The following is a 19,878-nucleotide window of genomic DNA, read 5'->3' as shown; positions in this document are numbered from 1 at the left end:
CCATTGTGCCCCCGGTGTTGGCGGCGTCCGCCTACATCGCGCGTGCATGGTGCCACCTACCATCGCGCCATGCCACCCGCCGCCCCTCGTCGCCGCCGCTCCACCATGCTCACTGTTTTGCTCACGGCCCTGGCCACGGGGGCCCTTGTCCTGTTGGCACTCAACTTCACGGCGGGCGAGAAAAAGGTGCAGCAGCAGCTGCCGCGCCTGTACACCACCGCCCACCCGCAGTTCGAGCGTGCCCTGGGCAGCCTGCTCGGCCCAGGCATTGTGGGCGGCAATGCGGTGACGGAGCTGATCAACGGCGACCAGATCTTTCCGCCCATGCTGGCCGCCATCAAGGCCGCCCAAAAGAGCGTCACCTTCGAAACCTACATCTACTGGTCGGGCGACATCGGCAAGCAGTTTGCCGACGCCCTGAGCGAGCGCGCCCGCGCCGGTGTGCCCGTGCATGTGCTGCTCGACTGGGTGGGCAGCGCCAAGATGGAAGAGAGCTACCTGGCCGAGATGAAGGAGGCCGGGGTGCAGATTGAAAAATTCCACAAACCGCATTGGTACAACCTGGCCCGCCTGAACAACCGCACCCACCGCAAGCTGCTGGTGGTGGACGGGCAGGTGGGCTTTACCGGCGGCGTGGGCATTGCGCCCGCGTGGACGGGCAACGCGCAAGACCCCGACCACTGGCGCGACTCGCACTACCTGGTGCGCGGCCCCGCCGTGGCGCAGATGCAGGCCACGTTTCTGGACAACTGGCTCAAGGTCACCGGCAAGGTGCTGCATGGCGAGGCGTACTTTCCGGCCATTGCTCCAGCGGGTGGGCAAAAGGCGCAGATGTTCTCCAGCTCGCCATCGAGCGGCAGCGAGAGCATGCAGCTCATGTACCACCTGGCCATCACGGCAGCCGAGCGCAGCATCGACCTGTCGGTGGCCTACTTTGTGCCCGACGACCTGACCCGCAAGCTGCTGATGGATGCGCTGGCGCGCGGCGTGCGCGTGCGCCTGGTCACCCCCGGCGAGCACACCGATACCGAAACGGTGAAGGCCGCATCCCGCGCCACCTGGGGCGAGCTGCTGCAGGCCGGGGCCGAGATTTACGAGTACGGGCCCACCATGTACCACTGCAAGGTCATGATCGTGGACCTGCTGCTGGTGTCGGTGGGCTCCACCAATTTTGACAACCGCTCGTTCCGCCTGAACGACGAGGCCAACCTGAACGTGTATGACGCCGCCTTTGCGCAGCGCCAGACGCTGGTGTTTGAAGACGACATAAAGCGGTCACGCCGCGTGACCTACGAGGCGTGGCTGGAGCGGCCGTGGAGCGAAAAGCTGCACGAAAAGATGACGGGGCTGCTGCGCTCGCAGTTGTGAGGTGACTGCAGCGCCCGGTGTTTCACGGGTCAGTGCGTCACAAACTCGTACGCCACTTCTTCACTCTCCACCATCTCCAGCACCTCGTTGAGCTCGTCCTCGTTCTCGCTGCTGCTCCACATGTCTTCGGGGTCGTTGGCAAACAGGGGCTCGATGGCCAGGTCCAGAAACTTGTTGTCGGCCATCTGGATGACGGGCGTGCCTTCTGAGGTTTCGACCAGTTGCCAGTCGTCGGGCACGGTCATTTCGAGCTGGATGGTGACGTTGAGTTTTTTCATGATGTTCCTTGTTGGGTAGGGGCTGTGGGGGGCGCGCCAGCCGTTGGCAGCGCCTTCAGGGCATGCAGGGTAACCCAGCAGGGTGGCAGTGCCTGCGCGGTGCCATCATGGGGCACGCACAGTGACACGCACATGGCACGTTGAATGCTTGGTGCTGGCGTATTCTTTGGTGGCCCCGCCTGGGCTGGTGCGTGCAGCATTGGCCGGGCGGGCCGATTTATCCCTTCTGCACCCCTTTGTCTTCTGGAGCCCTTTCCCATGATCCCCAAGAAATCACTCGCCGTGGCTGCGGCCGCCCTGTTTGCCGCCATGTCCCTCGTCTCCCAGGCCGCGCATGCCGGCCCCCGGCTCGACAAGATCATGGAGACCAAGGTCATCCGCGTAGGCACGCCCGGCGACTACCGCCCCTTTGCCATCAAGACCGACGCGGGCTACAGCGGCCACGACATCGACGTGATTGAAACCATGGCCAAGGAACTGGGCGTGAAGATCGAGTACGTGCCCACCACCTGGCCCAACCTGGTGAAGGACCTGCAGGGCGACAAGTTCGACGTGGCCGTGGGGGGCATCACCCGCAACGTCAACCGCATGCGCATTTTTGACATGCTGCCCGGCTACGCGCCGTTCGGCAAAGTGGCCCTGGTGCGCGCGGCCGACAAGGCCAAGTACACCAGCGTGGACGCGATGAACCAGCCCACCGTGCGCGTCATCAAGAACCCCGGCGGCACCAATGAGACCTATGTGCTCGCCAACCTCAAGGCCGCCCAGGTCAGCACGCACGACAAGAACGCCGAGATCCCCGCACTGATTGCCGAGGGCAAGGGCGACGTGATGATCACCGAGACGTATGAAGCCCTGCACTACGCCAAGGCCGACCCGCGCCTGGCTGCCGCGTTTGTGGACGCACCGCTCACGCCCAAGAACTACCTGGGCTTTATGCTGCCCACCGACGACGCCGACTATGTGCGCGTGATGGGCTTTGTGTGGGGCCTGGTGGACAGCCGGGGCACCATCAAGCAGGCGGCAGACAAGTGGTTGAAGTGATGGCTCTGAAGTAACGTGGGCCTGGCGCGGGGGCCGTGGGTTACTCGCCCGGAATCTCCGGCTCCACCAGCAGCGCCAGCAGCTGCAGCGACTCCTGCCAGCCCAGGTAGCACATCTCGGTCGGGATCACCGCCGGGATGCCCGCCTGCACGATGGACACCTCGGTGCCCGTCATCACCTTTTTGAGCTGGATGGTGGTGCGCATCTCGCCCGGTAGGTTGGGGTCGTCAAACCGGTCGGTGTGCACGATGCGCTCGCCCGGCACCAGCTCCACATACTCGCCGCCAAACGCGTGCGTGCCGCCGCTGCTCAGGTTGGTGAACTGCATGCGGTAGCTGCCGCCCACGCGCGCATCCAGGCTCAGCACCCGGCCAGTGAAGCCATGGGGTGGCAGCCATTTGCACATGGCGTCGGCATCCAGAAACGCGCGGTAGATGCGCTCGGCCGGTGCGCGCAGCACGCGGTGCAGGGTGACGGTGCCGGTGGCGGCTGCGGAGGGGTTGGGGGTTGTCATGCAGGGTCTCCTTGCGGGAATCGGGTGGATGGATGACAGCGTGCGCCTCAACACCATGGCGGTCAATGGCCCGGGGCGTTTACGCGTTCACACCCCTACGACGAATGGGCCGGCGCGTTTTCGACAACCCGCCGTGGCCCTCGCCCATCTTTTTGCGAGACGGCGCTGCTTCAGGCTGCCACCGTGCGCACTGCAAAGCTCGCGCTGCCTTGCGCCCAGGCCAGCAGCCGGTCGATGTTGGGGTGTTTGCCCGGGAAGGCGCGCGCATCTGCCACATGCTCGGCATACCACTCCAGCCCCAGGCTCGCGGCGGCAGGCGTGATCTGCCCGCCATACAGCGCCGCCAGCGCGGCATACACCACCAGCGACCCGGTCTGGCCGGGCTTGTTCTCGATGGTGGCGAGCGTTTGGCCGTCCGCGCCCAGCAGTTGCAGGGCGGCGAGGTGGCTGGCGGAGGGGAGTTGCTTCAGGCGGTCTGCGAAGTTCATGGCAGTCAAATTCAAGTGAAATGGGCCGCAAGCGCTAGAAGATCATGCGCGAGCAGCTATAAAAAAGTGAGTGATGGAATCAGCGGGGCGGAATCTTAAGGGATGCGTGAAAGGACCCAGACTTTGAACAGGCGCTATCGTTGAGCAGGCGCTCACGCTTGCCACACCCCAAACCCCGCCGAGCGCAGGTCGATGCCGATCTCGATCTCCCGGTCCACCGCCTCCTCGTAGGTCATGGGGTTGAAGCCCTCGTACAAGTCCGGCAGCAGCCGCAGGCCGTACTGCGTCACAAACCGGTTGGCCTGGATGCCCGCCTTGTGTTTGTCAAACCGCACATCCGGGTCCAGCCCCGTCATGCCCACGTACACGCAGGGCTTGCCGTCGATGTAGCCGGGGTTGCACTTGCGAAAGCGCGGCTCCAGCAGCACGTCTTTGGAGAGTTCGACCACGTAGACGTGGTGGTGGGGCTTGCGGCGGCGCATGGGGGCTGGTGGGGCGGGGCTGTGTGGGGTTGGGCCGCTTTACGCAGTCCGTCTGGCGGGCTACTCGTCGTCCTCTTCCGCCAGCCCGTCGTCCCGCAGGCGGCGGTCCAGCTTGCCGCGCAGCGCGTCGGCGTCTTGCAGGAACTGGTCCACCGGCACCGCAGGGGCCACGCGCAGGGCGGGCGGGAACAGGCTGCTCATGTACAACTCGCTGCCCAGCCGCATGCGGTTGAGCCACTGCGCACCCAGCCACGAGGGCACGCCCAGCAGCACCACGGCCGCCATGGCCCAGGCCAGGCCCACGCGGCGGCGGGGCAGCACGGTGGCCAGGTGGGCGTACAGCGCGCCCGCCAGCACCAGCACCATCAGCACCGGGGCAAACCGCGACAGCGACTCCAGCGAGAACGTGAACGCCGTCAGGTAGCTCAGCAACTGAACCGCGTCGGCCACCAGCACGGCGGCGCACGCAATGCGCACGTGCCGCCAGAACCGCAGCTGGCTGCCAAACAGCTTGTTGGCCACGGACCAAAGACCTGCCCAGGCCCCCACCACGGCCAGCGTGGTCAGCAGCAACAGGGGCAGCGCCTTCAGGTATTGCGCGGCGTCGCGCGCCTCCAGCCACGACTCTCCCAGCCCGGCCAGCAGCACCAGCACCGCCAGCACTGCCGTAGTGCCCACGGTGCGCCACGGAAACTGCGGTAGCGCCTGCTCCTCGGCAATGGGCGCGTCGGCCAGGCGCAGGTTGATGTGGGTGTGGCCCAGGTCGATGGGCGTGCCATCGGGCCAGTCAAAGCGCTCGCCCTGGGCATGTTGCTTGCGCTGCAGGCGTGCGCCATTGCGCGTCTCCAGCACCTCGACCTGCACGGTGCGGGGCTCGTCCACCGCGCGGTCAATGCGCAGATGCCGGGGCGCCACAAAGGGGTCGTCCAGCACCAGGTCGCAGTCCAGCGCGCGGCCCACGGTCACGGGCCAGCGGGTGATGGGCGCACGCGCCAGCAGCGCGCCGTGGCGGTCAAACGCCTCGATCAGCCCCAGGGTGGTGGTGGTTGGCATCGCGCTCATGGTGCGGCCTCCCAGCGAAAGGCCTTGAGGTAGTGGCTGGCCAGCTTCATGCCGTTGTCAAACGCGATGCCTTGCACATCCAGGCGGCCCAGCACGCCCTGTGTGGGCTGGTTGACCGAGGTGGCCAGCACCGTCATGTTGTACAGGCCGGTCAGCTTGCGGTAGGCCGACAGGCACACCACCGCGCGCAGCGGCACGCTGCCGGGGTCCACAAACCGCTCGGTGCACTCGGCTGCCGTCTGGTGGCGGTTGCCGCGTGTGGGCAGGCGCTCGTTGGCAAAACTTTGCGAATACATGCGGGCAAACCGGGCGGCGCCCAGCGTGGGCGCGTTGTAGGCCTCGTAAGACAGTCGCACTGCGCCGGTGCTGAAGTCGCCCGCCACCACGTCACTGTCGGCCTGGCATTGCGTGCGCTCCAGGTTCAGGCCCGGGAAGGCCGGGTCACGCCCCGATCCCCAGCACCGCGCCAGCGCATCGTCGGGCACGGGCAGGCGGTAGTTGCCGTGGCGCTGCTCACGAAACGGCGCCTTCAAGAAGCGGTCTGTCAGCAGTTGCTGGTGCTCCATCAGCTGCCGCGTCATCTCGGCATGTGCGGCCTGGGTGATGGGCTGGGCATTGGCCGCGCGCTGCACCAGCGCCTGCGCAAACTCCGCCGGGATCAAGAAGCTGACCTGCTCGCCATCGAGCCGCTTGGCCACGTTGACGCCCAGCACCCGGCCCGCGTCGTCCACGGCGGGGCCGCCGCTCATGCCCGGGTTGAGCGCGCCACCAAAAAAGATGCGCGGGTAAAAGCTGCGCTTGACCAGCCCGTTGTAGGTGCCCTCGGTCACCGCAAAGCCGATGTCCAGCGGGTTGCCCAGCGAGTAAATGCGCTCGCCCTGCGCCAGTGGGTCGGTGGTGGGGCGAAAGCTCAGCACCGGCGCAGCGGCTGTGCGCCCTTTGGCGCGCAGCACGGCCAGGTCACGCTGCACATCAAACGCCAGCAGCTCCACCTCGCCCTCTTGCCCCTCCATCGTCACGTACACGCCCCGGTAGCGCTCGGGCTCCAGCGCCAACTGGCTGGCCACGTGAAAGTTGGTGACGATCAGTCCATCGGCCGATACAAAAAAGCCCGAGCCAATCGACGCCTGCGTGTTGGCATTGCGCAGCAGCGTGCGGATCTGCACCAGCTTGTCGCGCGACAGCTCGTAAATGCGCCGCGCATCGCGCGAGAGCAGGGCTGCATCGGCGGCCATGGGTGCGGCGGCTGGTGTAGACGCCGCACCGTCCACAGGGGCACTGCCCGCCGGGCGAGTGGCCGGGGCGTTGGCTGCAGCGGGTGGGGGGGCGGGCTGCGCGTGCGCCAGCGCACACAGCAGCAAAAGCAGCGACGAGGTCGCCAGCCGCAAGGGCCGAATCGAAGGGAAGGGCATCGCGGTATTCTATGAACGCCCTGCGACAAGCCTTAGAGCGGCTAACAAAACTCTTCTAGCGTCGTTGCTGTGTCTTGTCGTACTGCCTGCGACCCAGCGCCTAGCCAGAACCGCTTCGCTGAGTTTTGTTAGCCGCTCTTATTGGCGTTGTCCATTCCGTCGGCCCCGTTTGCCGCCGGGCCTGCCATTCACCTGCCACTCCATCCCACTCACCCATGCAACCCACCCCCACCTATCCCATCGGCACGCCCGGCCAAGCCTGGGGCGCTGCAGAACGCGACCAGTGGCGCGCACGCCAGGTGCGCCAGCGCAGCTACGCCGACGACGTGCTCACGGCCATCGAGGCGCTGCGGGGCCGGTTGGACGTGGAGATGTACGGCGACGTGATTTATGTCGATGCGCAGCACCCGGCAGCGCGCTTTCCCCTGCGGGCCCTGCGCAGCCGCCAGTGGCAACCCGGCCTGCCCAGCGTGCTCGTGACCGGTGGGGTGCACGGCTACGAGACGAGTGGCGTGCGCGGTGCGCTGCGGTTTGCAGACACGCAGGCCGAGCGCTTTGCCGGCCGCGCCAACCTGCTGGTGGTGCCCTGCGTCAGCCCTTGGGCGTACGAGCGTGTTCAGCGCTGGAACTTCGACGCCATCGACCCCAACCGCTCGTTCCGCGACGGATCGCCCGCACAAGAGTCCGCCGCCCTCATGCGCCTGGTAGTGCAGCACCAGGCCCAATACGGCCCGTTTGCCGCCCACATCGACCTGCACGAAACCACCGACACCGACGAATCCGAATACCGCCCCGCCGTGGCCGCGCGCGACGGCAAGGTGTTCGAGCCCGGCAGCATCCCCGACGGCTTCTACCTGGTGGACGACACCGACAACCCCCAGCCCGCCTTCCAGCAAGCCATCATCGAAGCCGTCAGCCGCGTGACGCACATTGCGCCTGCGGACGACAAGAACGAAATCATCGGCACGCCCGTGGTGGCGCCGGGCGTCATCCACTACCCGATGAAGCAGTGGGGCCTGTGCGCGGGCATCAGCGGCGCGCGCTACACCACCACGACCGAGGTCTACCCCGACAGCCCCCGTGCCACGCCCGAGCAGTGCATTGAGGCGCAGGTGGCGGCGGTGTGTGCGGCGGTGGAGTTTGTGGCGGCCGACGCGCAGCGCTGAGGGTTGCGGCCCCGCGCGGTACGGCTTCGTACTTCGGGTGCTCTCTTAGCGCTCGTTATGCAGCGCTTCCCAAGGCCCCCAGCAACCTGGCGCTGACCTCGGCCTCATCGAGCGTGGCAAACGCCATGTTGTGCTGCTCCGTCAGCGGCCCATGGCCTGGCTCCATGCGGCCAGCGGCGTCGTAGCCCATGGCCTTGAACTTCCACGCCCCGCCGACCAGCTTGAGCGAGCCCACATGCGCGCCATCAGCGGTGTGTACGGACACCACGGCGGCGTTGATGGGTAGCAACTGCAGTGGCCCTGCCACCGGGCCGGGCGGTATGTGGGTGAGGGTGGGGGTGAATGGAGGCGTCATGGATGGGCTTTGCTGGTGCTGTAGCTGCTTTGGATGAAATCGGCCTGTAGCGCTAGATGGGTAAGCGCTGGCAGCTATCAATAGAAGAGCGTTCTGGGCTGAGATAGCGCCCGTGTCAGAACGACGACCCCGGCGCGCTCAAAAACGCCAGCTCTTCTGGCGTAGAGGTGCGGCCCAGCACCGCGTTGCGATGCGGGTAGCGGCCAAAGCGGTCGATGATGGCCTTGTGCCGGCGCTCAAAGTCCAGGTTGTTTTCCATGCCCGGCTGAGCGAACAGCTTAAGCGCTTGCTCATGAATCACGGCAGATTCACTGTGCATGTACGGCATGTAGGCAAACACGCGCTGCGCGGTGGGCAGACTGCGGTCCTGCCCGCTGGCCACCAGCTCTTGCGCCAGTGCCAGGGCCAGCGCGTCTTGCGCAAAGGCGTGGGCGGTGTCACGGTACACATTGCGCGAGAACTGGTCCAGCACCAGGATTTCTGCCAACCGGCCTTCTGGGGTGGCGCGCCAAGTGAACAGTTCGCAGCGGGCTGCGGCCTCCAGCGTGGGGCCGAAGCGGGTGCGGATGGATTCGTCCAGCGCCGTGTCTTTGGCGAAGTGCTGCTGGGGAGTGAGTTCAGAGAACCAGAACTGGAGGATCTGGGTAAATTGCGTTAGAGCCATGGCGTGGGTTTGGTTATAGGGGCGATGGCCAGGAGTTGTCGGTGAAGTTATCGCAACCTGAAGCGCTCAACGTAGGAGGCAGATCGCGCCGTGGGCGAGGTTAAGCCGCATTTCCTGTTTTCTAGTCGCGAGAATGCCCATTGATCACACTCTGCTTCGAATTCTTGACCCCACCCGTTTTCAATGTGAGCCAGTTCGTGAAGAACAGTGTGTGACAAGAACTGATATGGGCTACTTTCTAGCAGTTCACTTTCTGTCGCAAAGCCGGTGACGGCAAGTCCATCGATCACGCTACGTATCGACCGTTCATCGATAGCTCGTCGTACAGCGACGATGAAAGAGTGAGTGCGATTGGGTGGGAAGGCTGCTGCGATCGGATCGCCCCTAACGCTGTAGGCGTTGGCCTGGGCCCAAGACCTAATGGTCTCGGCTAAAACCAAAGATACCGTCTTGGTTGCGAAGCGCTTAATCAGTTCTTCGAGGTCTGAGCGGTATATCTCGACGTCTTGGATTTGCATGTGATCTGACGTTTAAGTAGCGAGCGTTGAAATGTCAGAACAACGCCTAGAGTCAACAATTTTTAGAAGGTGCGATGCGAGCATGATCATGTCTCGTGCCTCCTTCGCTTCGATCGCAACACGACGATGTGACGATGGATTCTTGTAGCTACCAATTGCTCCGGTCATTAGACTCATTAACGCGACGCGTTCGCCTCGCTCGGCGGTCATGTCAGTCAAAGGACCTTCTTCTGGATGAAAAGCTCGGCTTGCAAGTTGTACGCCAATCAGGTCATGACCTAAGTTCGCGGCGGTCCGTATTGAAACTTCCAGCGACTTGAACGCCTCGAAAACTGCGGTCTCGAACCTAGACTGAAAGAACAGTGGCCGGACGTGCTGCAGCAGTTCCGGATGCAGAAAGGTCTCTGGCAGTTGTTCACTTGTCATGAACTGCCTTAGAGCTTGATGGTCACGCAGAGCTTCGCCTTGGCGAGTTGGTACGTACCAATCGTTGTCTTGCTCTGGGTGTTTGGCGATAAATCCATTTGCTTCCAGCCACGACCAAGCTGCTGAGCAAGCAGTGCCAACTGCTCCGTCGGCTGTCTGTCCGGGCTGAGCGTACTCACGTTCTGCTTGGATGCAGAAGTTGCGTCGATTCCAGACCCCGCGCTCCATTTGGTCAGCGGACATAAGCACTTCGAGCACGTAACCGGCGAGATCTGTGATCGGCATCGTTGCGACGGCGTGTCCTTCTGGGACCAGTGAGCGAAGTGGGGTCATTTGCGACGTCAAAGGTAATGAAGATTGGAAATCCATGCAACATCGGCTGCAACCGAGCTGGAGCTTCTTCAAACTGAGCTCGCCTTTACGTCGACTAAAACGTGGGTCTGCCAACCGTGCTTTTCGGTGCCAACGAATCCATTTTGAATCAATGATCGTTTCAGCGAACGGGTACTTTCGGCTCAGCAGCAATGGTCGCTCTAAATCAAAAAAGCCAGCAGACTTGAGGTCTGCTGGCTTTTTCAAGATTCAAAGTGAAATCACTTCCCCCAAGAATCCTTCAACCCCACCGCCAAGTTAAACACCGGCTTCTCCGCCCGGTGATCCACCCGGTCCGCCACAAAGTACCCGTGCCGCTCAAACTGGAACTTGTCGTCCGGCTTGGCATTGGCCAATGACGGCTCCACGATGGCGGTCACCACCTTCAGGCTGTTCGGGTTCAGGCTTTCGATGAAATCCTTGCCGCCCGCGTCGGGGTGGGCGTCCAGGAACAGGCGGTCGTACATGCGCACTTCGGCGTTCACGCCGTCGGCCACGCCTACCCAGGTGATGGCGGCCTTGACCTTGACGCTGTCGGCGCCGGGGGTGCCGCTCTTGGTGTCGGGCACCACGGTGGCAAGCACTTCGGTGATGACTCCGTCAGCATCCTTGGTGCAGCCGGTGCATTCGATGACGTAGCCGCCCTTCAGGCGCACCTTGTTGCCGGGGAAGAGGCGCTTGTAGCCCTTGGGGGGCACTTCTTCAAAGTCTTCGCGTTCGATCCAGACTTCCTTGCCGATGGTGAAGTGGCGCACGGGGCTTTCCACGCCTTCGGGTGGGTGGGGCAGGGCGGGCAGGCTGCAGGGCTCCAGGTGGCCTGCGCCCATCACGTCGTCCCAGTTGGTCAGCACCAGCTTGACGGGGTTGAGCACGGCCATGCCACGGTGGGCCTTCAGCTCCAGGTCTTCGCGCAGGCAGCCTTCCAGGGTGCTGTAGTCGATCCAGCTGTCGGACTTGGTCACACCGATGCGCTCGGCAAAGGTCTGGATGGCGGCAGGGGTGTAGCCACGGCGGCGCAGGCCGACGATGGTGGGCATGCGGGGGTCGTCCCAGCCGTTGACCTTGTGGTCGTACACCAGCTGGGCGAGCTTGCGCTTGCTGGTGATGACGTAGGTGAGGTTCAGGCGCGCAAATTCGTACTGGCGGGGGGGCGGGCTGGACAGCAGGCCGCCTTCGGTCAGGCGCTCCAGCAGCCAGTCGTAGAAGGGGCGCTGGTCTTCAAACTCCAGCGTGCACAGGCTGTGGGTGATCTGCTCCAACGCGTCTTCAATAGGGTGCGCGTAGGTGTACATGGGGTAGATGCACCAGGTGTCGCCCGTGTTGTGGTGGGTGGCGCGGCGGATGCGGTAGATGGCCGGGTCGCGCATGTTGATGTTGGGGCTGGCCATGTCGATCTTGGCGCGCAGCACCATGGAGCCGTCTTCGTGCTGACCGTCCTTCATCTCGCGGAAGATGCGCAGGTTCTCAGCCGGGGTGCGGCTGCGGAAGGGGCTGTCCACACCGGGTTTGCTGAAGTCGCCCCGGTTCACGCGCATTTGTTCGGCGGTCTGCTCGTCCACGTAGGCGTGACCGGCTTCGATCAGGTATTCGGCCGCGCGGTACATGAAGTCGAAGTAGTCGCTGGCCTGGTAGGGTGCGGCGCTGCCGGGGGCCTGGCCGATCTGTGTCCAGTCAAAACCGAGCCATTTCACGGCGTCGATGATGCTGTTGACGTATTCGGTGTCTTCTTTTTCGGGGTTGGTGTCGTCAAAGCGCAGGTGGCACACGCCGCCGTAGTCGCGCGCCAGGCCAAAGTTGATGCAGATGCTCTTGGCGTGGCCCACGTGCAGGTAGCCGTTGGGTTCGGGCGGGAAGCGGGTGCGGATCTTGGCGGGGTCGGGCTCGCCCTGGGCCTGGTGGGCGGCGTCGCCGGGGGTGCCGGCCCAGCGGCGGGTGGCGTAGGTGCCTTTGTCCAGGTCGTGTTCGATGATCTGGCGCAAAAAGTTGCTGGGCTTGACGGTTTCAGCGGCCGCAGAGGTGGCAGTGGCGGCGGTATTGGCGGGGGAGGGGGTGCTCATCCAGCCATTTTAGGCGGCGGTTTCGTGACGGTTTACGCATTAAAACAAGCGCGTGTACGTTCAGACACAACGTAAAGACGGTTTTGTGCCATCCTTTTAGGCACTTGGTGCGTTGTGTACCGGTGAGGTGTGTCCTTTTGGTGGGCCGCCCTCATTCACTAGGAGATTTCCATGACGAAAACCCGTTCTGTTTCTACTGCGGCCGCTGTGGCGGGTGTGGCACTGGCCCTGTTGGCTGGTGCTGGCTCCGCCCAGGCCCGCGATGTCAATTGGTCCGTGGGCATTGGCGTGCCCGGCGTGGTGGTGGGGGCCAGCAATGGCTACTACGCCCCCGCCCCGGTGTACGTGGCACCGCCCCCTCCGGTGTATTACGCTCCCCCTCCACGCCCCGTGTACTACAGCGCTCCCCCGGTGTACTACACACCACCCCCAGCGGTGGTTTACGGCGGTTATGGCTACGGCCATCGCCACCACGGGCACGGCCACGGTCGCCACTGGGACCGCTGATCAGCCCTGGCGGCTGGTCTTTCACCAACCTCTTGGGCGCGAGTCGCTCATTGGCAGCGTTGCACAGGCTGCCTTTTACAGCGGTCCCTCGGGGCCGCTTTTTTCTTGGCACTTCATAATCCGGCCTTCTGGCCTGCCAGCGTGGCAGGCGTTGCCCCGGAGACCCTGTCTGTGACCGCCCAAAAAACCGTTTTTGTCCTCAATGGCCCCAATCTGAACCTGCTGGGCACCCGTGAGCCCGCCGTATATGGCGCGGCCACCCTGGCCGATGTGGAAAAGCTCTGCACTGACGCCTGCAATCGCCACGGTTTTGCGCTGCGTTTTCACCAAAGCAACCACGAAGGCGCGCTGGTGGACTGGATTCATGAGGCGGGCCGCCTGCATGCGGCGGGCGAGCTGGCGGGTGTGGTCATCAACGCCGGGGCCTACACCCACACCAGCATTGCCCTGCACGACGCCATCAAGGGCACGGGCATCACCCTGATCGAGCTGCACATCAGCAACGTGCATGCACGCGAGGCCTATCGCCACCATTCGTACATGGCGGCAGCCGCCAAGGCGGTGATGTGTGGGTTTGGCGTGCTGGGCTATGGCCTGGCGATCGATGGCCTGGCGCAATTGCTGGCCCAGCAGCCTGCTGCCTGACGGCCGGGCGCGCGGGGGATTCCACTGCCATGGCCCCGCTGCCCCTGCAAATTTCTGAGGACGAGGTCGAAATCACCGCCATGCGCGCGCAGGGGGCGGGCGGGCAGAACGTCAACAAGGTATCGAGTGCAGTGCGCCTGCGCTTTGACGTGGTGGCATCGTCGCTGCCCGAAGATGTGAAGGAGCGCCTGCTGGCCCTGCGCGACACCCGCATCACGCAAGACGGTGTGGTGGTCATCAAGGCCCAGCAATACCGCAGCCAGGAGCTGAACCGTGCCGACGCCCTGGAGCGCCTGAACGCGCTGGTCAACAGCGTGGCCGTGCCGCCCCGGGTTCGCCGGGCCACCAAACCCACCTATGGGTCCCAACAGCGGCGCCTGCAAACCAAGACGCAGCGGGGCGAGACCAAGGCGCTGCGGGGTCGGGTGCGCGACGGGTCATGATGCATTGATCCCAAGTTGTCCGGTGCTTCCCGCTGCACACCATGGGCCTGTCAATGTTTGATTGGCATCATCCGTAGAACAATCTGTCTGCCCTGCAGGACTTGGTATCACGGGCCATCAGTCCTACATTCATGGCATCCCTTGATGGAGTTGTCATGTCTGCCTCTGCCCAAGCCCCCATTCCAGTTTCTGCTGCAATTCCTGCCCTGTTTGTGTCGCACGGTGCGCCCTTGTTTGCGTTGGACGCTGGCACCACCGGCCCGGCGCTCACGCAATGGGGCCAGAGCCTGAAGTCGCAGTACCCCGGTCTGCGGGGTGTGGTGGTCATGTCGCCGCACTGGATGGCGCGGTCAGCGCAGGTGATGACCGGGCCGCAGCCCGCTACCTGGCACGACTTTGGCGGGTTTCCCCCCGCGCTGTACCAGCTGCAATACCCCGCCCCCGGCTCGCCCGCGCTGGCGCAAGAGGTGCTGGGCCTGCTGCAGGCCGCGGGTGTGGCGGCCCAGGGTGACGCGGCCCGCCCCTTTGACCATGGCGCCTGGGTGCCGCTGATGCATTTGTTCCCGCAGGCCGACGTGCCCGTGGTGCAGGTGGCGCTGCCCGTGGGCGCTGGCCCGGCCGAGGTGTATGCGCTGGGCGCCGCCTTGCGCAGCCTGCGCAGCCAAGGCGTGCTGGTGGTGGGGTCGGGCAGCATGACGCACAACCTGGCCGAGTTTTTTGGCGGCGAGCGCGCGCCCGCGCCCTATGTGCTGGAGTTCAGCCGCTGGATCGAGGATGCTCTGGCCCGTGGCGACATGGCGGCGCTGCTCAACTACCGCAGCCAGGCACCCCATGCCCACCGCGCTCACCCCACTGAGGACCATTTTTTGCCGATCTTTTTTGCGCTGGGTGCGGCGGGCGACGACCTGCACGCAAACTACTTGAGCCGCGAGGTGATGTACAGCATGCTGTCGATGGACGCTTTTGCCCTGGAGCCAGTGCACTGACACGGAACTCCTCGCACTCCACCCGTTTTTGGCCCTAAACCGTTTGAGGCGCACATATATGCTTACCTTGCCGCTCACATTTTTGCAGCGCCCCGCTGCTGCCACCACCCCCCGCCCCTGGCTGCTGGTGCTGATGCATGGCGTGGGCAGCAACGAGCAGGACCTGTTCAGCCTGTCGCCACAGATCCCGGACCGGTTCCATGTGCTGAGCCTGCGGGCGCCGTTTCGCATGGGGCCGGGTTCGCATGCGTGGTTTGATTTCTCCATCGAGCCGAGCGGCGAGCGCTCCATCAACGAAGAGCAAGAGGCGCAAAGTCGCGCGCTGATAGCCCAGGCGGTCGAGTCCGCCGCCGAACAACTGGGCATCCCGCCCGAGCGCGTGGTGGTGGGCGGCTTCAGCCAGGGCGGCATCATGGCTCTGTCGCTGCTGCTGACCCAGCCCGCGCTGATGCATGCGGGCTTGGTGTGGCACAGCCGCCTGCTGCCCCAGGTGGTGCCGCTCACGGCGCCCGCCGATGCGCTGCGCGGCAAGCAACTATGGCTGAGCCATGGCACGCACGACAACGTGATCCCGCTGGCCAACGCCCAGGCCATCGCTCATCACATGGCGCCGCTGCCGGTGACGGTGACGTACCACGAGTTCCCCAGCGCGCACGAAATTCGCCCGTCCGAGCTGGCTGCCACGGTGGCTTGGCTGGAGTCGCTGTCCACCACACCGACGGCGTTTTAAGCAGGGCATATTCGCGGGCCGGCCCGGGCCGGGCTACAACGCGTTACTGGGGCCTGGGTGTGCGGTTGTCCAATCGTGCAGTTCTCATGTGGGACTGAGAGGGAACGCCTGACGCCATGGAGCGTCGGACAAGGGTTGTTCCTGTGTTGAAGGAGAGCCCATGCCCGATCAAGACACCGCAGAATTCCGCCCCGCGCCAGAGCGCACTTCCTCCACCCTCTGGGTCGTGCTGGCCGCGCTGGTATGCGCAGTGGCGGCTGGCGCCGCCTGGTGGTTCTGGCTGCGGCCGGTAGAGCCAGCGGCAGCGCCACCCCCGGTAGTGGTCGCCCCCGCCGCACCGGCAGCGCCCCCGCCCGCCCCCGAGGCGTCGCGGCCGCAGAACCCTGTGGATGCGCTGGCACCGCCCGACGCCGCCTTGCCCGCGCTGGCTGAGTCCGACCCCCGGGTGGCAGAGCTGTTGGCCGAGCTGCTGGGCCGTGACAAGCTGGCGATGTTTCTGCAGACCGACGGTTTTGTTCGCCGTGTGGTGGCCACCGTGGACAACCTGGGACGTGCCCACGCGCCATCGCGCATGTGGCCGGTGCAGCCCACGGCGCAACGGTTTGTGGTGGATGGCACTGGCAACGCGCCCACCGCCATCGCGGCGGCCAATGCAGCTCGCTACAGCGCCTTCTTGGCGTTTGCCGAAGCGGTACCGATGGAGCCCGCCGTGGCGCTGTACGCGCGGATGTACCCGCTGTTTCAGCAAGCGTATGAAGAGCTGGGCTACCCCCGGCGCTACTTCAATGACCGCCTGGTGGCGGTGCTGGACCAGTTGCTGCAGGCGCCCGAGCCCGCGGGCCCGCTGCAGGTCAAGCTCACGCCCGTGAATACCGACGTGCCCAACCTGCGACCCTGGGTGCGCTACGAGTTTGTGGACCCCGCGCTGGAGGCGCTGCCCAGCGGCCAGAAGATCCTGCTGCGCATGGGCCCCGCCAACGAGGCGCGTGCCAAGGCGCTGATCCGCGAGCTGCGCAAGCGCGTGGCGACGAGCGGCGTGGCGCGCAAATAGCGTTCGCAGCGTTGCTTGCAGCAACAATGTGCATGCTCAGGCGCTGGGCAAGGGCAGGGCGGTCTTGTAGCGCACCTGCTTGAGCGCAAAGCTGGACCGGATCTTCTCCACGCCCGGAATGGGCGACAGCTGCTCCAAGATGAACCGCTCCAGCGCCCCGATGTCGGCCAGCGCCACGCGGATGAGGTAGTCGCTGTCGCCGCTCATCAGGTAGCACTCCATCACTTCGTCGTGCTCGGCAATGCGGCGTTCAAAGTCGGCCAGGGCTTCCTTGCTTTGCGTCTTGAGGCTGATGCTGATGAACACATTGAGCCCCAGCCCCAGCGCCGCCGCATTGGCCAGCGCCACATAGCGGCTGATGACGCCAGCCGCCTCCAGCGCCTTCACCCGTGCCAGGCAGGGCGAGGGCGACAGGTGTACGCGCCGCGCCAGCTCCACGTTGGACAAAGAGCCGTCGGCCTGCAGCTCGGCCAGGATGCGCAAATCGAGGGTGTCCAGTTTCATGTGCTGCAGTTTATGGCTTTGGCGGCATAAAGTGCCATGACAGCATGGCGTAAAAGGCAAAACGGCAACTCATTTGGAGCCAGCCTCGCTACAGTGGCTGCCATGAACGCCCTCACACCCCACGCCCTGCTGCAACAAGCCCCCGGCGCCCCGCTGGACGCCGACCCCGAAGAAACCGCCGAGTGGCGCGATGCCTTCCTGGCGCTGGTCGCCACCGAAGGCCCCGAGCGCGCGCGGCACATGCTGCAAGAGCTGGTGCGGGTGGCACGCACGCAGCGCATTGGCTGGCAGCCCGACCTGAACACGCCGTACGTGAACACCGTGGCGGTGCAGGACCAGCCCGTGTTCCCGGGTGACCTGGCCATCGAGGAGCGGGTGGCCTCCATCGTGCGCTGGAACGCGCTGGCCATGGTGGTGCGGGCCAACCAGGCGTATGGCGAGCTGGGCGGCCACATCGCCAGCTATGCCAGTGCGGCGGATCTGTTTGAGAGCGGCTTCAACCACTTCTTTCGTGCTCGCGAAGGGCTGGGCGAGGGCCAGCACCGTGGGGACCTGGTGTTCTTTCAACCGCACAGCGCGCCGGGTGTGTACGCGCGGGCGTTCCTCGAAGGCCGCTTGAGCGAGAAGGACCTGATGCATTACCGCCAGGAACTGACGGCCCCGGGCGCAGGCGCGCAAGGCCTGTCGAGCTACCCACACCCTTGGCTCATGCCCGACTTCTGGCAGTTCCCCACCGGCTCCATGGGCATCGGCCCCATCAGCAGCATCTACCACGCGCGCTTCATGCGCTACCTCACGCACCGCAACCTGCTCAACTGTGAGGGCCGCAAGGTCTGGGGCGTATTTGGCGACGGCGAAATGGACGAGCCCGAGAGCATGAGCGCCCTGACCCTGGCCGCGCGCGAGGGCCTGGACAACCTGGTCTGGGTGGTCAACTGCAACCTGCAGCGCCTAGACGGGCCCGTGCGTGGCAACGGCCGCATCATCGACGAGCTGGAGCGCTTGTTTGCGGGCGCGGGCTGGAACGTGGTCAAGCTGGTCTGGGGCAGCGACTGGGACGGCCTGTTTGCCCGCGACCTCACGGGCGCGCTGGTGCGCACGCTCGAAGGCACGGTGGACGGCCAGATGCAGACCTTCGCCGCCAAGGACGGCCGCTTCAACCGCGACAACTTCTTCGGTCAAAACCCCGAACTGGCCGCGCTGGCCCAGGGCATGACGGACGAGCAGATCGACCGCCTGAAGCGCGGCGGGCACGACCTCGTCAAGATCCACGCCGCCTATGCTGCAGCTAGCGCCCACAAGGGCCAGCCCACTGTGATCCTGGCCCACACCAAGAAGGGCTATGGCATGGGCACAGCAGGGCAAGGCAAGATGACCACGCACAGCCAGAAGAAGCTGGACGAGACCGACCTCATCGAATTCCGCAACCGCTTCAACCTGCCTTTGAGTGATGAGCAGGCGACCAGCCTCGCTTTCTATAAGCCTGCCGAAGACAGCGCCGAGATGCGCTACCTGCGCAGCCACCGCCAAGCCCTGGGCGGTTATCTGCCGCGTCGCGACACGACCTGCGATGCGCTGCCCGTGCCCGCCATCGAAAGCTACGCACAGTTTGCCCTGCAGGCCGATGGCAAGGAAATGAGCACCACCATGGCCTTTGTGCGCATGTTGGGTAGCCTGCTCAAGGACGCCACGCTGGGCCCGCGCATCGTGCCCATCGTGGCCGACGAGGCACGTACCTTCGGCATGGCCAACCTGTTCAAGCAGGTGGGCATCTACAGCAGCGTGGGCCAGCGCTATGCGCCCGAGGACATCGGCTCGGTGCTGAGCTACCGCGAAGCGCTCGATGGGCAAATCCTCGAAGAAGGCATCAGCGAGGCGGGTGCCATTGCGAGCTGGACGGCAGCCGCCACCAGCTACAGCGTGCACGGCCTGGCCATGCTGCCGTTCTACATCTACTACTCCATGTTCGGCTTCCAGCGCGTGGGCGACGCCATCTGGGCCGCAGCGGACCAGCGTGCACGCGGCTTCTTGCTGGGCGCCACCTCGGGCCGCACTACGCTGGGCGGTGAAGGCCTGCAGCACCAGGACGGCACCAGCCACCTGGTGGCCGCGACCATCCCCAACTGCAAGGCCTACGACCCAGCGTATGCGGGCGAGATGGCCGTCATCATCGACGCCGGCATGCGCGAGATGGTGACCGAGCAGCGCGACGTCTTCTACTACGTGACGCTGATGAACGAGAACTACGCCCAGCCCGACCTGCCCGCCGATGCGGCAGAGGGTGTGTTGCGTGGCTGCTATGTTTTCAGGAGCTATCCAGGCAATACGCACCAGCGCGACAGCGCAATTTCTTCCAAATCTGTCACGCTGATGGGCTCTGGTGCCATCCTGACGGAGGTGGTCAAAGCCGCCGAGCAACTCGCCAGCGAGGGTGTGGACGTGACCGTGCTCAGCGTCACCAGCTGGAGCGAGCTGGCCCGCGATGGTGTGGCCTGCGAACAGCGCTGGCTGGCGGGCGATGCGCAGCCTGCTCCCGCATGGCTGACGCAGCAACTGGCCTCAACCCGTGGACCGGTGATCGCCGCCACCGACTACGTACGCGCCGTGCCCGAGACGGTGCGCGCGCTCATCCCCGAAGGACGCAAGTATGTGACCCTGGGCACGGATGGATTTGGACGCAGTGACACGCGGGCAGCGTTGCGCCAATTCTTTGGGGTGGACGCTTCCAGCGTCGCCCAGGCCGCGCGGCGCGCGCTGGCTGCTGGCTGATGACGGGCTGGGCGCTGCACGAGCGCCTGCCGTCGTT

General features: G+C 65.0%; 21 protein-coding genes. 10 read left to right on the top strand and 11 right to left on the bottom strand.

Annotation, left to right across the window (positions count from 1 at the left end; all coding sequences use genetic code 11):
- Positions 1–105: 105 nt before the first annotated feature.
- Complete coding sequence (locus tag ASD94_RS06645; RefSeq protein ID WP_056640310.1) at positions 106–1,368, top strand: phosphatidylserine/phosphatidylglycerophosphate/cardiolipin synthase family protein; 1,263 nt, start codon at positions 106–108, stop codon at positions 1,366–1,368.
- Between the two features lie 29 nt (positions 1,369–1,397).
- On the opposite strand, the gene ASD94_RS06640 is transcribed toward ASD94_RS06645, so the two are convergent.
- A complete protein-coding gene (locus tag ASD94_RS06640; RefSeq protein WP_015014994.1) occupies positions 1,398–1,646 on the bottom strand; it encodes a hypothetical protein in 249 nt (82 codons plus the stop codon).
- A 258-nt stretch (positions 1,647–1,904) separates the two neighbouring features.
- On the opposite strand from ASD94_RS06640, the gene ASD94_RS06635 reads away from it, so the two are divergent.
- Positions 1,905–2,690, top strand: a complete 786-nt coding sequence (locus ASD94_RS06635) for a transporter substrate-binding domain-containing protein (protein WP_200954201.1) — start codon at positions 1,905–1,907, stop codon at positions 2,688–2,690.
- 40 nt (positions 2,691–2,730) lie between these two features.
- Here ASD94_RS06635 and ASD94_RS06630 read toward each other — a convergent pair whose 3' ends face one another.
- The 5 genes from ASD94_RS06630 to ASD94_RS06610 form a co-directional block, all read right to left on the bottom strand.
- On the bottom strand, positions 2,731–3,204 hold the full coding sequence (locus tag ASD94_RS06630) for an SRPBCC family protein (RefSeq protein WP_056640307.1): 474 nt from the start codon (positions 3,202–3,204) through the stop codon (positions 2,731–2,733).
- Between the two features lie 170 nt (positions 3,205–3,374).
- On the bottom strand, positions 3,375–3,692 hold the full coding sequence (locus ASD94_RS06625) for a DUF2322 family protein (protein WP_056640304.1): 318 nt from the start codon (positions 3,690–3,692) through the stop codon (positions 3,375–3,377).
- A gap of 152 nt (positions 3,693–3,844) precedes the next feature.
- Positions 3,845–4,174, bottom strand: coding sequence for a hypothetical protein (locus ASD94_RS06620; protein WP_015014990.1), 330 nt, complete (start codon positions 4,172–4,174; stop codon positions 3,845–3,847).
- A gap of 60 nt (positions 4,175–4,234) precedes the next feature.
- Positions 4,235–5,236, bottom strand: coding sequence for an FHA domain-containing protein (locus ASD94_RS06615; RefSeq protein WP_056640302.1), 1,002 nt, complete (start codon positions 5,234–5,236; stop codon positions 4,235–4,237).
- Entirely contained in the window at positions 5,233–6,648 is a 1,416-nt protein-coding gene (locus ASD94_RS06610; protein ID WP_056640299.1) for a serine protease, read from the bottom strand. The genes ASD94_RS06615 and ASD94_RS06610 overlap by 4 nt, the downstream gene beginning before the upstream one ends.
- A gap of 215 nt (positions 6,649–6,863) precedes the next feature.
- On the opposite strand from ASD94_RS06610, the gene ASD94_RS06605 reads away from it, so the two are divergent.
- Positions 6,864–7,814 (top strand): M14 family metallocarboxypeptidase, encoded by a 951-nt coding sequence (locus tag ASD94_RS06605; protein ID WP_056640296.1) that lies wholly within the window; start codon positions 6,864–6,866, stop codon positions 7,812–7,814.
- Between the two features lie 55 nt (positions 7,815–7,869).
- On the opposite strand, the gene ASD94_RS06600 is transcribed toward ASD94_RS06605, so the two are convergent.
- The 4 genes from ASD94_RS06600 to ASD94_RS06590 all read right to left on the bottom strand — a co-directional run bounded on the left by ASD94_RS06600 (position 7,870) and on the right by ASD94_RS06590 (position 12,206).
- On the bottom strand, positions 7,870–8,169 hold the full coding sequence (locus tag ASD94_RS06600; protein ID WP_056640294.1) for a hypothetical protein: 300 nt from the start codon (positions 8,167–8,169) through the stop codon (positions 7,870–7,872).
- A gap of 115 nt (positions 8,170–8,284) precedes the next feature.
- On the bottom strand, positions 8,285–8,833 hold the full coding sequence (locus tag ASD94_RS06595) for a DUF924 family protein (RefSeq protein WP_056640290.1): 549 nt from the start codon (positions 8,831–8,833) through the stop codon (positions 8,285–8,287).
- Positions 8,834–9,363: 530 nt separating this feature from the next.
- Positions 9,364–10,356, bottom strand: coding sequence for a TIGR02391 family protein (locus ASD94_RS23080; RefSeq protein ID WP_156391363.1), 993 nt, complete (start codon positions 10,354–10,356; stop codon positions 9,364–9,366).
- 14 nt (positions 10,357–10,370) lie between these two features.
- The gene (locus tag ASD94_RS06590; RefSeq protein ID WP_056640286.1) at positions 10,371–12,206 is read right to left on the bottom strand and encodes a glutamine--tRNA ligase/YqeY domain fusion protein; all 1,836 of its coding nucleotides are present in this window, start codon (positions 12,204–12,206) and stop codon (positions 10,371–10,373) included.
- 171 nt (positions 12,207–12,377) lie between these two features.
- On the opposite strand from ASD94_RS06590, the gene ASD94_RS06585 reads away from it, so the two are divergent.
- From ASD94_RS06585 to ASD94_RS06560, 6 genes are all read left to right on the top strand, one after another.
- Complete coding sequence (locus tag ASD94_RS06585) at positions 12,378–12,713, top strand: hypothetical protein (protein ID WP_056640282.1); 336 nt, start codon at positions 12,378–12,380, stop codon at positions 12,711–12,713.
- A gap of 171 nt (positions 12,714–12,884) precedes the next feature.
- Positions 12,885–13,358 carry a type II 3-dehydroquinate dehydratase gene (gene aroQ, locus ASD94_RS06580; RefSeq protein WP_056640410.1) on the top strand — a complete coding sequence of 158 codons (474 nt, stop codon included), beginning with the start codon at positions 12,885–12,887 and terminating at the stop codon, positions 13,356–13,358.
- Between the two features lie 29 nt (positions 13,359–13,387).
- Positions 13,388–13,801 carry an alternative ribosome rescue aminoacyl-tRNA hydrolase ArfB gene (arfB, locus tag ASD94_RS06575; protein ID WP_056640280.1) on the top strand — a complete coding sequence of 138 codons (414 nt, stop codon included), beginning with the start codon at positions 13,388–13,390 and terminating at the stop codon, positions 13,799–13,801.
- Between the two features lie 155 nt (positions 13,802–13,956).
- Positions 13,957–14,787: a class III extradiol ring-cleavage dioxygenase gene (locus tag ASD94_RS06570; RefSeq protein ID WP_056640275.1), complete on the top strand. Its 831-nt coding sequence runs from the start codon at positions 13,957–13,959 to the stop codon at positions 14,785–14,787.
- 58 nt (positions 14,788–14,845) lie between these two features.
- Positions 14,846–15,517 carry an alpha/beta hydrolase gene (locus ASD94_RS06565; RefSeq protein ID WP_056640272.1) on the top strand — a complete coding sequence of 224 codons (672 nt, stop codon included), beginning with the start codon at positions 14,846–14,848 and terminating at the stop codon, positions 15,515–15,517.
- Between the two features lie 160 nt (positions 15,518–15,677).
- Positions 15,678–16,568: a DUF3014 domain-containing protein gene (locus ASD94_RS06560; protein ID WP_056640269.1), complete on the top strand. Its 891-nt coding sequence runs from the start codon at positions 15,678–15,680 to the stop codon at positions 16,566–16,568.
- A gap of 36 nt (positions 16,569–16,604) precedes the next feature.
- On the opposite strand, the gene ASD94_RS06555 is transcribed toward ASD94_RS06560, so the two are convergent.
- Positions 16,605–17,072, bottom strand: a complete 468-nt coding sequence (locus ASD94_RS06555; RefSeq protein ID WP_056640266.1) for an Lrp/AsnC family transcriptional regulator — start codon at positions 17,070–17,072, stop codon at positions 16,605–16,607.
- Positions 17,073–17,174: 102 nt separating this feature from the next.
- On the opposite strand from ASD94_RS06555, the gene mdeB reads away from it, so the two are divergent.
- On the top strand, positions 17,175–19,841 hold the full coding sequence (gene mdeB, locus ASD94_RS06550) for an alpha-ketoglutarate dehydrogenase (protein WP_056640263.1): 2,667 nt from the start codon (positions 17,175–17,177) through the stop codon (positions 19,839–19,841).
- Positions 19,842–19,878: the final 37 nt, after the last annotated feature.

Origin of the sequence: Acidovorax sp. Root70 (assembly GCF_001428225.1) — a bacterium.
Classification (GTDB): Bacteria; Pseudomonadota; Gammaproteobacteria; order Burkholderiales; family Burkholderiaceae_C; genus Acidovorax.
The sequence above is the reverse complement of the archived record's forward strand: the minus strand, read 5'-3'. Positions and strand labels throughout refer to the sequence as shown.

Bases quoted from the DNA above. Each gene is read 5' to 3' on its own strand.
- ASD94_RS06645 (WP_056640310.1), top strand. From the start codon at position 106: ATGCTCACTGTTTTGCTCACGGCCCTGGCCACGGGGGCCCTTGTCCTG.
- ASD94_RS06640 (WP_015014994.1), bottom strand. From the start codon at position 1,646: ATGAAAAAACTCAACGTCACCATCCAGCTCGAAATGACCGTGCCCGAC.
- ASD94_RS06635 (WP_200954201.1), top strand. From the start codon at position 1,905: ATGATCCCCAAGAAATCACTCGCCGTGGCTGCGGCCGCCCTGTTTGCC.
- ASD94_RS06630 (WP_056640307.1), bottom strand. From the start codon at position 3,204: ATGACAACCCCCAACCCCTCCGCAGCCGCCACCGGCACCGTCACCCTG.
- ASD94_RS06625 (WP_056640304.1), bottom strand. From the start codon at position 3,692: ATGAACTTCGCAGACCGCCTGAAGCAACTCCCCTCCGCCAGCCACCTC.
- ASD94_RS06620 (WP_015014990.1), bottom strand. From the start codon at position 4,174: ATGCGCCGCCGCAAGCCCCACCACCACGTCTACGTGGTCGAACTCTCC.
- ASD94_RS06615 (WP_056640302.1), bottom strand. From the start codon at position 5,236: ATGAGCGCGATGCCAACCACCACCACCCTGGGGCTGATCGAGGCGTTT.
- ASD94_RS06610 (WP_056640299.1), bottom strand. From the start codon at position 6,648: ATGCCCTTCCCTTCGATTCGGCCCTTGCGGCTGGCGACCTCGTCGCTG.
- ASD94_RS06605 (WP_056640296.1), top strand. From the start codon at position 6,864: ATGCAACCCACCCCCACCTATCCCATCGGCACGCCCGGCCAAGCCTGG.
- ASD94_RS06600 (WP_056640294.1), bottom strand. From the start codon at position 8,169: ATGACGCCTCCATTCACCCCCACCCTCACCCACATACCGCCCGGCCCG.
- ASD94_RS06595 (WP_056640290.1), bottom strand. From the start codon at position 8,833: ATGGCTCTAACGCAATTTACCCAGATCCTCCAGTTCTGGTTCTCTGAA.
- ASD94_RS06590 (WP_056640286.1), bottom strand. From the start codon at position 12,206: ATGAGCACCCCCTCCCCCGCCAATACCGCCGCCACTGCCACCTCTGCG.
- ASD94_RS06585 (WP_056640282.1), top strand. From the start codon at position 12,378: ATGACGAAAACCCGTTCTGTTTCTACTGCGGCCGCTGTGGCGGGTGTG.
- arfB (WP_056640280.1), top strand. From the start codon at position 13,388: ATGGCCCCGCTGCCCCTGCAAATTTCTGAGGACGAGGTCGAAATCACC.
- ASD94_RS06570 (WP_056640275.1), top strand. From the start codon at position 13,957: ATGTCTGCCTCTGCCCAAGCCCCCATTCCAGTTTCTGCTGCAATTCCT.
- ASD94_RS06565 (WP_056640272.1), top strand. From the start codon at position 14,846: ATGCTTACCTTGCCGCTCACATTTTTGCAGCGCCCCGCTGCTGCCACC.
- ASD94_RS06560 (WP_056640269.1), top strand. From the start codon at position 15,678: ATGCCCGATCAAGACACCGCAGAATTCCGCCCCGCGCCAGAGCGCACT.
- ASD94_RS06555 (WP_056640266.1), bottom strand. From the start codon at position 17,072: ATGAAACTGGACACCCTCGATTTGCGCATCCTGGCCGAGCTGCAGGCC.
- mdeB (WP_056640263.1), top strand. From the start codon at position 17,175: ATGAACGCCCTCACACCCCACGCCCTGCTGCAACAAGCCCCCGGCGCC.